Origin of the sequence: Litoribacter ruber (genome assembly GCF_018449405.1) — a bacterium.
Taxonomy (GTDB): Bacteria; Bacteroidota; Bacteroidia; order Cytophagales; family Cyclobacteriaceae; genus Litoribacter; species Litoribacter ruber.
Genome location: NZ_JAHCMY010000021.1, coordinates 16,561 through 30,080, shown reverse-complemented (window position 1 = coordinate 30,080; position 13,520 = coordinate 16,561). Strand labels below are relative to the sequence as shown.

Genomic DNA, 13,520 nt, shown 5'->3' with positions numbered 1-13,520 from the left:
AGGTACCAGGTACCACGTATTCTAGCAACAGAGGCTGTTGATAGCCATTTTGTCCATATGATGCAATCCAACGTCTCTACACGCGTCGCCCTCCTTCGGAGCTTCGCTCTTCGGATGGCGCATCAGTGTAACGAAAGTATACTTCATTATTCCCGCCACGCCTGTGCGCCGTGGCGTAGCGGGCAAGCATCTTATATTATTAAAAGTACGTGGTTGACCTATAATCCTCTAGGTTTTTATCTTTCGTATTTATAATATTTGTTGCGAAGAAGCCTTTGTGTACTTCTTTTGAACTTGGTGTCCTTTGTGACCAATTTCCCTTCGTACTTTCTAAGACTTGTCGTCCGTCCTTTTAATCAGCCCCAGGCCGGAGCTGAAGAAGATCAGTCCGAGGACGAAAAACACCAAGGTGGTCTTCCAGTCTCCCTGCTGTTCATCCAAAAACAAAATAGCGCCATAAATTAGCCCCCCAATGCCCAAAAGTGTAAGCAAGGGCCCAAAAATTCTTTTCTGATTCATCTCAAATGTGAAGTGGTGTGTGAATTAGCAATACCTTTCAAAAATAATGCCCTGCTAAGGGAAGTTTCACGCAAGGGGCGTCAAGAGTTTCTAGCAAAATTCGCTAGGAGGAATCGCAAAGCGACGAATTAGTGGTTTAATGGTTTAATGTCCCCCTGGCATAATTGCATATCCAACATCCGACATCCCACATCCGAAATCCAACATCCGACATCCGACATCGGACTTCCAACATCCGACCTCAACCCTTCCTCGTTCTTTTCTCCAGTACCTTGATCCTTTCCAGAAACTGCTCCTTCAATTCCTTTACAAATTGAAGAGGGTCCTCGTAGCTGATCAACACCAGGTACAGATAACTTTGCTTTACCTCAGCCAGCCTCTCCTGCAAAGACCCTTTCCTTCGTAACAGAAATTCCCTATCCTCTTTAGGAAGTTTAGGGCTGTTGCCTGCAGCCGAAACCGGCTGATCCTGTAGGATGGCATGATAAAAGTCCAACAGTTCATCCACATCACCATTTTGGTAGATTCGGTTGAGTTCCTGGGTAATAGCAGTGGCGCGCTCGAGGGCATCCTTATCCCCTGAAGTTCCCATCTTGTCAGGATGAAACTGCACGATGGCTTCCTTGTATAATTTCCTGAGCTCGATGTGTGGTTTTTTTAATTCGGCAGGTGAGAATTGGCTGTGATGCTGCATCACCACGCCAGTGGGCGGCTGATAGTTCTTGCCCCTCATTTTCTGCTCCAGGCGCTTTGCCTTTTTGGCTTTTTTCTGCTCCTTATAAAGAGCCTTCAATTCGTTCACCCTCCTGATTTCCTTCTCCAACCTGGACTGAATCATTCCTGTCAGCCCCTGAACCTCTTTCTGAATACGGTTCAACTCATTTTCCAGCGCCTTGATCTCCAGCATCAAGTTCCTATTGTCCCCAGAGGAGGGAAGCTGAGCTCTGTTACTTGGGAGTGTCATCAAAGGTGGGGTTTAGGGGGATTTAGGTGGCAAATATAAGGATAAATATTGGAGCGATAGTTTAATGGTTTAATGCCCGTAGGGAATAGCTGCGCTACATTCCTTCCATGACAGATTAAGGGATTAAGGAGCGGAGGTATCTTACGTTAATCCCTTAATCCATTCAACCTATCAACCTTTTCACGCGTTGGTTTAAAGGTTTAACGTCCAGAAGGGAATAGCTGCGCTAGATTCCCTTCTGGACTGATTAATGGATTAGGGAGCGGAAGTCTCCTACGTTAATCCCTTAATCCATTCAACCTATCAACCTTTTCACGCGTTGGTTTAAAGGTTTTACGTCCAGAAGGGAATAGCAGCGCTAGATTCCCTTCTGGACTGATTAATGGATTAGGGAGCGGAAGTATCCTACGTTAATCCCTTAATCCGTTAAACCCTTCAACCTATTCATAGATCCGCGAAGCGATTATCGGGAAATAACCTTAACCCATCTCATTTACCAGTTTTCCAAAAACTCCCTCACTTCATGCAGGTTGTCAAAAACCCTGTCCGCGTCAAGAGATTTGCGGATGGATTCATGGGTATTGATTCCGAAAGTTGTCAGGCCTGCGGATCTGGCAGAGGCGGAACCGGTGGGGGAGTCCTCCAGGGCCAGGCAGTGTTGGGGAGCCACATTGAGTTTTTCCATGCACATTTGGTATGGTTCGGGGTGCGGCTTGGGGTTCTGCACCTCTGTACGTGAGATCAGGGCCGAAAAGAAATGCCTGACACCGTTTTTGTCCAGGTGGTAATTGGCCACCTCCCGTTTGCTGGATGTCACCACTGCCATCACCACCTGCTGGTCCCAAAGGTAATGGATCAGGTCGGTGGCCCCTGGCATCAAGGGAACGGCTTCCTCCTCATGTTGAATCTTTATAAACTCCCGAACCTTGTCGAAGAAAACCTCCTTTTCATCCCTTACACCATACTTATCCTGCAAAAGCCCAAAAGTCTGCCCGTCCGTTTTCCCGGCAAACTCCTTCAGCCAATCCTCACTTTTGAGTTCACGCCCATAAAGCCTCAACGTACTCCTATAGGCCTTATAATAAAACCATTCCGAATCTATCAGCGTCCCGTCCAGGTCAAATAGTACTGCTTTTATATTGTCCATTGTTTCTTGCATTCATTTAAGACTATCGTGCCTGTGAAAAGTTTGCGACAACAAGGATGAGGCTAGATTTCACGCCACGGGCGCAAAGGGAAAACGCAAAGAGCGCAACGTTTTTTGGTTTAAGGGTTTAATGTCCTGTTTGGAATAGCTGCGCTATATTCCCAACAGGACTGATTAATGGATTATTGAGCGGAGGTATCTTACGTTAATCCTTTAATCTATTCAACCTATCAACCTTTTCACGGGTTGGTTTAATGGTTGAACGCCCAGAAGGGAATAGCTGCGCTGGATTCCCTTCTGGACTGATTAAAGGATTAAGTACTAAACAGGTTGGAAAACGTGAATAAATTCCCCCTTTAGGGGGCAAGGGGGCAAAAACGGGTATTACTTACGTTAATCCCTTAATCCCTTCAACCCTTCAACCTTTTCATAGATTTGCGCAGCGGTTATCGGGTAATAACCTTCTTACCATATGTAATTACGCCGCTGTTTAGGAGTTTATGTCCGCTGTCGGCTGTGCCTCCAGCGAGACGGTTTAGGCGTTTAGGCGCGAGGCGACGAAGAAAGCTGAAGGCGGTTGCGGGTGGTGCGCTGGGCAAGCTTCAACTGGTTGGGTGGGGGAGGAAGCTTTGAGATCCAGGTAACGTGTTGAAGAGCCCTGTCCGGCAGGCCTTCATCAACTAAACTCCTAAACCTCCCGATCCGCGCAGCGATGATCGGGAAATAACCTTCTAAACTGCGTAGTTTAGAAGGTTATTCGGCCTGCGGCCTGGTTTAGAAGTTTAGAAACCGCGAAGCGGCGCGAAGATGAGGATTGGGCCCGGGGTGGTTTATTGGTTTATCGTCCTGTAGGCATAATTGCATTGGATGCCAAGCGGGACTGATTAAAGGATTAAGTACTAAATAGGTTGGGAAACGTGAATAAATTCCCCCTTTAGGGGGCAAGGGGGCAAAAACGGGTATTACTTACGTTAATCCATTAATCCATTCAACCCTTCAACCTTTTCATAGATTTGCGCAGCGGTTATCGGGTAATAACCTTCTTACCATATGTAATAACGCCGCTGTTTAGGAGTTTATGTCCGCTGTCGGCTGTGCCTCCAGCGAGACGGTTTAGGCGTTTAGGCGCGAGGCGACGAAGAAAGCTGAAGGCGGTTGCGGGTGGTGCGCTGGGCAAGCTTCAACTGGTTGGGTGGGGGAGGAAGCTTTGAGATCCAGGTAACGTGTTGAAGAGCCCTGTCCGGCAGGCCTTCATCAACTAAACTCCTAAACCTCCCGATCCGCGCAGCGATGATCGGGAAATAACCTTCTAAACTCCGTAGTTTAGAAGGTTATTCGGCCTGCGGCCTAGTTTAGAAGTTTAGAAACCGCAAGCGGCGCGAAGATGAAGATTGGGCCCGGGGTGGTTTATTGGTTTATCGTCCCCTAGGCATAATTGCATTGGGTGCCAAGCGGGACTGATTAAAGGATTAAGTACTAATAGTTTGGGAAACGTGAATTAATTCCCCCTTTAGGGGGCAAGGGGGCAAAACGGAGATTATTTACGTTAATCCCTTAATCCATTCAACCCTTCAACCTATTCATAGATCCGCGCAGCGATGATCGGCAAATAACCTTCTTACCATATGTAATAACGCCGCTGTTTAGGAGTTTATGTCCGCTGTCGGCTGTGCCTCCAGCGAGACGGTTTAGGCGTTTAGGCGCAAGGCGACGAAAAAAGCTGAAGGTGGTTGCGGGTGGTGCGCTGGGCGCTGGGGAAGCTTCAACTGGTTGGGTGGGGGAGGAAGCTTTGAGATCCAGGTAACGTGTTGAAGAGCCCTGTCCGGCAGGCCTTCATCAACTAAACTCCTAAACCTCCCGATCCGCGCAGCGATGATCGGGAAATAACCTTCTAAACTCCGTAGTTTAGAAGGTTATTCGGCCTGCGGCCTAGTTTAGAAGTTTAGAAACCGCAAGCGGCGCGAAGATGAAGATTGGGCCCGGGGTGGTTTATTGGTTTATCGTCCCCTAGGCATAATTGCATTGGGTGCCAAGCGGGACTGATTAAAGGATTAAGTACTAATAGTTTGGGAAACGTGAATTAATTCCCCCTTTAGGGGGCAAGGGGGCAAAACGGAGATTATTTACGTTAATCCCTTAATCCATTCAACCCTTCAACCTATTCATAGATCCGCGCAGCGATGATCGGCAAATAACCTTCTTACCATATGTAATAACGCCGCTGTTTAGGAGTTTATGTCCGCTGTCGGCTGTGCCTCCAGCGAGACGGTTTAGGCGTTTAGGCGCAAGGCGACGAAAAAAGCTGAAGGTGGTTGCGGGTGGTGCGCTGGGCGCTGGGGAAGCTTCAACTGGTTGAGTGGGGGAGGAAGCTTTGAGATCCAGGTAACGTGTTGAAGAGCCCTGTCCGGCAGGCCTTCATCAACTAAACTCCTAAACCTCCCGATCCGCGAAGCGGTTATCGGGAAATAACCTTCTAAACTGCGTAGTTTAGAAGGTTATTCGGCCTGCGGCCTGGTTTAGAAGTTTAGAAGCCGCGAAGCGACGACAAGGTTGAGGCTTTGGTTGTAAGGCTCGACTGGTTTTTCTGATCGTGGTCTGATCTAAGCCAAAGATGGACACCCAACATCCGTCATCGGTCATCCAACATCCGACATCCAACACGGTCATCCGACATCCTCCATCCCTCTTTCGTTCCCCCAAACACCCCCTTTGTACATCCGAATCCCGTGTTTGTTCATTGGGCTACTAAAATATAAGGGGTGAAATTATATTTGAGCAAATACCAGGTGCAGAAGAATGAACTTTTACTCTTTCGGTCTTTAACGTAAATGAATTTTTGTTTTCAGTCCTCTAAACCATAAACTATAAACCATACCCCAACATGGCACTTTACAAAATAACCGTCAAGCTCCCTGTATTCAACAACGGCGTGCGCCTGGAAAAAGGCATGCAGGTGGACGTGGTGATGGCCTCCGCTGCCCACTATCCCCTGCACTACAACAGGGGCCAGGAAGTGGTCAACGCCTTCCAGCGTATCTACGGCGTGGACCTGAGAAAAGCCAACGCCGTGAGCACCGCCCACCTGGAGGTGGTGAAGGTGGGATAATTCCATCATTAAAATGGAGGAGCAATTAACCGTCATTGCGATCCCGACCACCTGTGTTTCCAGAGAATAAATGTCGGGAGAAGCAATCTAACCCGCCATCCCCTTAAACTTTAACCCATAAACCATAAACAAATTGTCAACCCCCACCAAACCTGACCCCAACCGCCCATACTGGCGTGAAGAGATTGACAAAGAGTTTTCCCGTGTCAAAGCCCGCATGCATGCCGAAGCCGTACAGCGGGGCGGGGGAGTGGCTTTGTACACCGACTGCTACACCGGCAAGATGCTAAGAGGTGGCGACCCCTATGACTACGAACATATCCGCTCCTCTGAGGAGATCTTCATGCAGTACCGCGATCGCCTCACCAATGAGCAGATTGCCAAACTCGTCAACTGCCCCGAAAACGTCGCCGTTTCCGCAGCATCAACATCTCCAAAGGCAAGCGCCGGATGGAAGACTGGATGGCCGTGCCGGGGAATGTGGAAAGGCATGGGGTGGATGTGAAGCTGGTGAGGGAGGTATTGGAGAGGGCGGATAGGGGGATATTAAAGATGTCCTGAGATTAGACTAACATAAAAAAGATGAAATATGGAAAACAAAAATCCCGAGATTATTAATCTAGAAGCTGAAGAAGTTACTTATGAAGTAGGAACTTCTATTGAAAAAGCAGAAGTGTTCTTGACAAAATTAAATGAAACAGGTGAGTTAGTCTTGAATTCGGTACAAGCAATTACTTCCACCATTGAAAATGTAAAAAGCTTGAATTTTCAAATTAAGCAAATGGAAGTTGATTTTGAATTGAAGCTGAAGGAATATGATTTAAGAATTGAAAAAGCTAAACTCCATGCAACAACCATCCAAATGACCTTAGATAGGGCTTCTTCAACAGTGGATAAAATCTTAGATAAAGTTTTAGACATGGATATTGAAAATGATAATCCTCAGTACATTCAAAAACGCTCTGAGTTAATGGATCAATTAAGAAATGCTTCTGATAATTTAGCCATGATGTTTATAACCTTTATGAAATATTGATATGAATCAAACTATACAAGAAAAGCAAAGTGAACACCTTCAAGAACTGTTAAGCGAAATTCGTCAGGATGTAGAAGAAATAACAGCTATGGCGGCTGAAGTGTCTGAGAAATTTACGGCTATTTCAAAAGATATTCGAGGTATGTCCAAAACCTTCACTAAGGCATTTAAGGATGAAAGAGCTGGACAAATCGTTGAAGTAGCAGGATATGCGGTGGAATTTTTGGGAAAAGGTTTTTCTTCAATTAAGAAGGAATATCAACTTATGAAGTTGCTTCCTAAAAAACAGGCACTTGCAAAAGCTAAAAGACCAATTATTCAACAACACATCTTGAGTTTAGAAGAAAGACTTCCTCGCTTAAAAAAATTGCTGATTGGAGAGGCTACTCGGGAATACTTACAGAGAGCTGAGTTTGAAGCTTTGCACGGTAAGGACATTCGTACCGCATTTGAAATGTATACATTTACAACCTATCTATATGAGGTATGCTCGTTTATGATTCGGGAATTTGATGCATGGGATAACGAAAACCATGACAGTGGCTCCCCAATGCCTATGAAATATCATGCAATAAATAGAGTGGTAAACGATGTGCTTGCACCAAACGGCTTTACAGAGCTATCGAATCTTAGAAAGCAGACTGGGGCAATGTATATATTTTCTAAATACCCTGGAATATTGGGGACATTGTTTTTAATAAAATATAAAGAGTCACAGGAGTCAAAAGAAGATTTAATGTTAAGCGAACAAAATCGATTTATGAATGTGAAAGAATTTTATAAAGAAGTGTCTGGAATTTATTCTAAAAATTCTGGTAATATAGATTTGTCATGGATTGGGCATAATATTTACCTAAATCAAATTAAAGATAAATTGAATATAAACTCAATGTTTATGGATTACATGAAGTACTTGCTATTAGGTGTTGGGGTCTTTATGTTAATCTTAACCCGAAATATTGAGGCTGCTTTAATTTTATCTTTGCTTTTTTCTTTAATAATTTATTCCATTAATAATGGTCTGAATTATGCTAAAGATCAGCGATTCAAATTTCAAAAAGCACCAACATCTGAATTGGTTATTGGGTTTTTTCTTCAAGTTATAAGTTTAGGAACTTTATATTATGCTAAAAAAATATATAAGGAGAAAGAAGAGGATTATATTGGTTATTTTAATAATTTAGGAAATAAAATTAATATTTAAATTTAAATTGCTATGTTCAAGTTATTTAGTGCATTTATTGGGAAAGAATCAGCTAAAATGGAAAAAGCTTCATACCTTCTTAAAAATGTCGGTTACGTTTTTTTAATTATTATGGCAATTTGCCTATTTAACATATTTCAAGGGGCGGGATTTCTTGCTTATGTTACGCTATTCATCTTTACACTATTTTTCTGGCAACTCTCTATTTTTAGAAAAAAGCTAAATTTTGCTATATCAATAGGAAGAAAAGCTGCAATGTTTGCAGATACTGCTGACCAGGTTAAAAATGCTGGAAGAGAAGTGTATAATGACTTGAGAAATGGTGAATTCGACCCAGAAAAAATTGATAAGATAGCCGTGACGAGTGAAGGTTTATTAAATGATATAAAACAGACATGTCGAGACTTAGATAATTCAAATATTAAACTATAGTCAGTAATAACCGGCCATATTTTAGGATTTATTAACCTAATTGTCACAGAAAGCAAATTGAGTTTTAAAATCATCAGTGTATGGCTTCCACTCCTTTCATTTTAAACTTGGACTCTCTTCTCTCTAGTACATTTCTAGGAGAAGAGGGTTTGGTTTTTTAAATGAAACGGGATTGAGAATTTTGCGATTGTTAATTTTATGTAACCTCCCGAGGCTCTGTCCTCGGGAGTAGGAGGGCCTTCCATACGGGAGGGCAAGGGGAGCAGGAATCTTTCACTTTTATATCCATTTTACTATGCAGAGCCATTTGATTTCAGTTGTGAGGTCAGTTCTGTAAATTGATTCTCCCCACCTAGGCTCAGGATTCCGATTTTCCGTATTGTCCCATTGTCCCACCATTTTCGTCATACCTAAGGATCCCGTCAAAAATTCTTTACTTTTACAAAAAAAACTAACTACCAATGGATTTTAACCAACTGGAAAAATTTTGTGTAGACCATAGTCGTAAGGGTGAGGAGATTTTGGAGTGGATTATGTATTATGGGGCAGGTAAAGATTGACTGGACAAACAGTTTGACCAGCAAGCCAAACCCTTTAAGCATGTTCTTCGGGAGCTGGCCCCTGCTACATTTAGGGAATTGAAAGCCCAATTTATTACTTTTAAAATCCTGAAGGAAAATGGTCTGATCCATAAATACCTAAACCATTCTTCAGTCAAAAATAGGGCGCCACATGATTATTCCTATCTTCAGAAAGCCGCTCAGAAACCTTATAGATTTGCTTTTCTTTTGGCAAAAGATAATCCCGCACCTAATTTCTTTAACATGCAGGATGTCTTCACTGGGGAAGAATTGTTGATGTATAGTCCCGGAGTGGCTCAGGATTATGGTGACGCTTTGATGTTTTACTGTATGGTTTCCGACAATGGACAATGCTATCAGACTTATGGCCCAATAGGGGCCTTCAGAGGTTTTGATCCCAACGACATCTTTTTTTATGCTTCAGAGCTTAACCCGGCCATCACCACGGATGAGGAGCTACACGAATTTGTACAGAAAGAACCCCTTAAGTTTTCAGCTTTATTGCCCTTTACCAATATTCCGGTAACTGTAAACGGCAAAGATGAGCTGATTGAAATTGTCACATTTGGCAATACTCAGGGGATAAAGAAAAGTGGGCTTAATAAGGATTTTGATGTTAAGACTTTCGATGATTTTCAAATCTGTTCCTTGAAAAAATACGGAGAATTTCCTCATTTTGCTACCCTATTTTTAGACTGGAAGGAAGAGGAAATAGTCCTTTCGGCAATGACAGATGTGGGGTATGATAAGATGGTAGAGGCGGTAGTGAAGTTAGGGGCAAAAATTCCCGAATATGCGGATATAAGACTGCATCCTTCCATGAAGATCGCCATGAAGGATATTCTAAAAAAAGAAATTTTGCTCCACCCTTTTGATGCTTCCGTATCGGATGATGAATCTCTGGATGATATGGATAAAGAGAGTTTGATCCTATTGCTTGATAAATTGATCTTTTTGGTAAATGAAAACCGAAGGCCGGATTTTGCCAAGCTAGCCCATGAATTTAGTCAGGATGAAAATACTGTAAAAGATCTTTACAAATTGATATTGGAGAAAGTAGGTAAGAGGTAGTTGTGTTTGATGGTTTAGAAGTTTATTCAGCCTGCGGCCTGGTTTAGAAGTTTAGAAACCGCAAGCGACGACAAGGATGAGGCTTTGGTTTCACGCCACGCGCAAAGGGAAAACGCTAAGAGCGCAACGTTTTCTGGTTTAAGGGTTTAATGCCCTGTTGGGAATAGCTGCGCTATATTCCCAATAGGACTGATTAATGGATTATTGAGCGGAGGTATCTTTGGTTAATCCTTTAATCTATTCAACCTATCAACCTTTTCACGGGTTGGTTTAATCGGTTAACGCCCCGAAGGGAATAGCTGCGCTATAGTCCCAATAGGACTGATTAATGGATTAGTGAGCGGAGGTATCTTTGGTTAATCCTTTATTCTATTCAACCTATCAACCTTTTCACGGGTTGGTTTAATGGTTTAACGCCCAGAAGGGAATAGCTGCGCTAGATTCCCTTCTGGACTGATTAAGAGATTAAGGAGAGTAAGTACCTTACGTTAATCCATTAATCCATTCAACCCTTCAACCTTCTCATTCCCTAACCTCCTAAACCTCCCGATCCGCGAAGCGGCTATCGGGAAATAACCTTCTAAACTGCGTAGTTTAGAAGGTTATTCGGCCTGCGGCCTGGTTTAGGAGTTTAGCAATCGCAAGCGACGCGTAGGATGAGGCTTTGGTTTCACGCCACGCGCGCAAAGGGAAAACGCAAAGAGCGCAACGTTTTTTGGTTTAAGGGTTTAATGTCCTGTTTGGAATAGCTGGGCTCTATTCCCAACAGGACTGATTAATGGATTAAGGAGGTTTAGAAGTTTATTCGGCCTGCGGCCTGGTTTAGGAGTTTAGCACTCGCAAGCGACGCGTAGGATGAGGCTTTGGTTTCACGCCTCGCGCGCAAAGGGAAAACGCAAAGAGCGCCACGTTTTTTGGTTTAAGGGTTTAATGTCCTGTTTGGAATAGCTGGGCTATATTCCCAACAGGACTGATTAATGGATTAAGGATGTTTAGAAGTTTATTCGGCCTGCGGCCTGGTTTAGGAGTTTAGCAATCGCAAGCGACGCGTAGGATGAGGCTTTGGTTTCACGCCACGCGCGCAAAGGGAAAACGCAAAGAGCGCAACGTTTTTTGGTGTAAGGGTTTAATGTCCTGTTTGGAATCGCTGGGCTAGAGTCCCACGAGGACTGATTAATGGATGAAGGATGTTTAGAAGTTTAGTCGGCCTGCGGCCTGGTTTAGGAGTTTAGCAATCGCAAGCGACGCGTAGGATGAGGGTTTGGTTTTGCTAAGAAATTATAAGTCTTAGTATCCGCTTGCTTTGCCTGCAACCGTTTAATTATGTTTTGAAGTTTTTAAAGGCACAATGTTTCTGCCTTCGACCTGCTTTCAACAATAGGGTAGGTACTGAGTTTGACGCTAAAAAAAGACCGCTCAGAAAAAATAAACACTACTGTGAACTGAAATAGAACTTGTATATTTGGTTACCAGAGATGTTTTAAAGAGTTTATTGTTTAATTATTGATTATGCTAGATATTGTTATAGAAGCGAGAGAGGCTAAAATAGCCCAAGGCTTTGCAGTTAAACGTATTCTTCCATATCAGCTTCGGAGGATGGTTGGACCATTTATTTTTATGGACCATGGCGGCCCATTAAATATGCCGCAGGGATCTATCAGTAGCTTGGATGTTTTGCCTCATCCCCATATTGGTTTATCGACCGTAAGTTACTTGTTCAGCGGAAATGTGACTCACCGGGATAGTCTAGGAATAGAGCAGGTGATAACTCCCGGAGAAGTAAACTGGATGACTGCCGGAAAAGGCATTACACATAGCGAACGGTTTGAAGATCCTGCTATGCTGGCGGGAGGAGAACTGGAAATGATACAGACTTGGGTAGCGCTTCCCGAAAAGGATGAAGAAAATGATCCGTCCTTTAATAACTATAAACCTGAACAATTGCCGGTATTTACGGATACAGGTGTTTGGATGCGATTGATTGCCGGAGATGCCTATGGCTTGAAAAGCAATGTCAAAACACATTCCCCCATGTTCTATTTACATGTCGTATTGGAGAAGGGTATTCATTTCGGCTTACCTATTGGGCATAGCGAACGCGGAGCCTACATTGTCAAGGGTAGCGCCGAAGTAAATGGCTTTATTTACTCTGCCGGACAGTTACTGGTTTTCACCAAAGGTGTTGATCCCAAGATTGTAGCCAAAGAACAGACCACCTTGATGATGCTGGGTGGTGAACATCTAGGTGAGAGATATATATGGTGGAACTTTGTTTCCAGTAGAAAAGACAGGATTGAACAGGCCAAAGAGGATTGGAAACAAGGGCGTATCGTTTTACCCCCCATGGACAGTAAAGAATATGTTCCTTTGCCTGAAGATAAAAGCAGGCCAGCGGGTAGTCCTCCTCCCAATGCACTTTCCTAATCTTTTGTTATTTATTCCACTTATTAAAATCCATTGAATTGATCGGTACAAAAGTTATCCCTCTTATAAATCAATCAGTATAAAGACACTAAAATGGAAATACTATTAAAAGATGATGGAACAAAAGGCTTTGCTATGTCACGTGAAGATGATAAACGTGTAGGAATGATGACCTATTCTATTGCTGGCAAAAACCTAATTATCATAGATCACACAGATGTTGATCCTGAATTTAACGGTAAAGGTGTAGGCAAGCAAATGCTTTATAAAATCGTAGAAATGGCCAGAGAGAAAAATATTAAGATTGTTCCCCTGTGCCCATTTGCGGCATCTATTTTCAGAAAGTCGGATGACATCAGGGATGTATTGAAATGATAAAAGATTTATCAGCGTTTTACTGAGTCCAAACACTACGCTAATATGTAAGAGGTAGAAGTGTAAACCTTAAAAGCTAAAACATGAAGGCAAAAACCGAAAATAAAAATGAGCCCACTATTATTGTGGTTTTTGGTGAGAAACTGAAGGAATATATCCTCAATGAGCCTATGGTTCCCTTCAAAATAGTCAAGGTAGAGGTGTATGTGCTGAATGTCCTCCTTGCAGGGGCGAAAAATTTTTCGCCCCTGCAAGGAGGACAACGGATACAATTGCCTAATGAACAGAAGTATTATCCCTCAAGGGATAACCTTGAATGGCCTAAGGAAAGGGTTTTTAAGAATTAATTTTCGACAAATTTTCAGTATAAATATAGAGCCATTGGTTCTGTCCCTTTAATATGTTTAGCTTTATTTTTCCACCTTAAAAATATTAGGAAAAAACACTATTTTTAAGATGATTTCTTTTCGTATTCAACAATTCCTCATTTTTGAAAGGTTGGGATAAGTGAAAAGCAAACTAATAACCGTATTCAAAAGTAAAAGTTGATTAATATTTTATGAGAAAATACCTGTATACTACCGCCATGGTGGGTTTTATTATGTTTTCTGGCTTTAGCGCCAATCCTTTATCAAATGAAAATATCACTCCAATTTACAGC

Annotated in this window: 12 protein-coding genes; 9 read left to right on the top strand and 3 right to left on the bottom strand. The window is 42.9% G+C overall.

Features of this window, described 5'->3' with window-relative positions; translation table 11 throughout:
- Positions 1-330: 330 nt before the first annotated feature.
- From KI659_RS17775 to KI659_RS17765, 3 genes are all read right to left on the bottom strand, one after another.
- Positions 331-519: a hypothetical protein gene (locus KI659_RS17775; RefSeq protein ID WP_213946734.1), complete on the bottom strand. Its 189-nt coding sequence runs from the start codon at positions 517-519 to the stop codon at positions 331-333.
- Positions 520-760: 241 nt separating this feature from the next.
- Positions 761-1,483, bottom strand: a complete 723-nt coding sequence (locus KI659_RS17770; RefSeq protein WP_213946733.1) for a hypothetical protein — start codon at positions 1,481-1,483, stop codon at positions 761-763.
- Positions 1,484-1,976: 493 nt separating this feature from the next.
- Positions 1,977-2,642 (bottom strand): HAD family hydrolase, encoded by a 666-nt coding sequence (locus KI659_RS17765; RefSeq protein WP_213946732.1) that lies wholly within the window; start codon positions 2,640-2,642, stop codon positions 1,977-1,979.
- Positions 2,643-5,511: 2,869 nt separating this feature from the next.
- Between KI659_RS17765 and KI659_RS17760 the strand changes: the two genes are divergently transcribed.
- The 9 genes from KI659_RS17760 to KI659_RS17720 all read left to right on the top strand — a co-directional run bounded on the left by KI659_RS17760 (position 5,512) and on the right by KI659_RS17720 (position 13,206).
- The gene (locus tag KI659_RS17760) at positions 5,512-5,736 is read left to right on the top strand and encodes a DUF6140 family protein (protein WP_213946731.1); all 225 of its coding nucleotides are present in this window, start codon (positions 5,512-5,514) and stop codon (positions 5,734-5,736) included.
- 133 nt (positions 5,737-5,869) lie between these two features.
- Positions 5,870-6,241: a hypothetical protein gene (locus KI659_RS17755; protein ID WP_246535464.1), complete on the top strand. Its 372-nt coding sequence runs from the start codon at positions 5,870-5,872 to the stop codon at positions 6,239-6,241.
- Positions 6,242-6,325: 84 nt separating this feature from the next.
- Positions 6,326-6,772, top strand: a complete 447-nt coding sequence (locus KI659_RS17750) for a hypothetical protein (protein WP_213946730.1) — start codon at positions 6,326-6,328, stop codon at positions 6,770-6,772.
- Between the two features lies 1 nt (position 6,773).
- A complete protein-coding gene (locus KI659_RS17745) occupies positions 6,774-7,976 on the top strand; it encodes a hypothetical protein (protein ID WP_213946729.1) in 1,203 nt (400 codons plus the stop codon).
- Between the two features lie 12 nt (positions 7,977-7,988).
- Positions 7,989-8,408, top strand: a complete 420-nt coding sequence (locus tag KI659_RS17740; protein ID WP_213946728.1) for a hypothetical protein — start codon at positions 7,989-7,991, stop codon at positions 8,406-8,408.
- A 638-nt stretch (positions 8,409-9,046) separates the two neighbouring features.
- Positions 9,047-10,060 carry a hypothetical protein gene (locus KI659_RS17735; protein ID WP_213946727.1) on the top strand — a complete coding sequence of 338 codons (1,014 nt, stop codon included), beginning with the start codon at positions 9,047-9,049 and terminating at the stop codon, positions 10,058-10,060.
- 1,509 nt (positions 10,061-11,569) lie between these two features.
- Complete coding sequence (locus KI659_RS17730) at positions 11,570-12,484, top strand: pirin family protein (RefSeq protein WP_213946726.1); 915 nt, start codon at positions 11,570-11,572, stop codon at positions 12,482-12,484.
- A gap of 93 nt (positions 12,485-12,577) precedes the next feature.
- Positions 12,578-12,859 (top strand): GNAT family N-acetyltransferase, encoded by a 282-nt coding sequence (locus tag KI659_RS17725; RefSeq protein ID WP_213946725.1) that lies wholly within the window; start codon positions 12,578-12,580, stop codon positions 12,857-12,859.
- An 83-nt stretch (positions 12,860-12,942) separates the two neighbouring features.
- Positions 12,943-13,206 carry a hypothetical protein gene (locus KI659_RS17720; protein WP_213946724.1) on the top strand — a complete coding sequence of 88 codons (264 nt, stop codon included), beginning with the start codon at positions 12,943-12,945 and terminating at the stop codon, positions 13,204-13,206.
- Positions 13,207-13,520 lie beyond the last annotated feature (314 nt).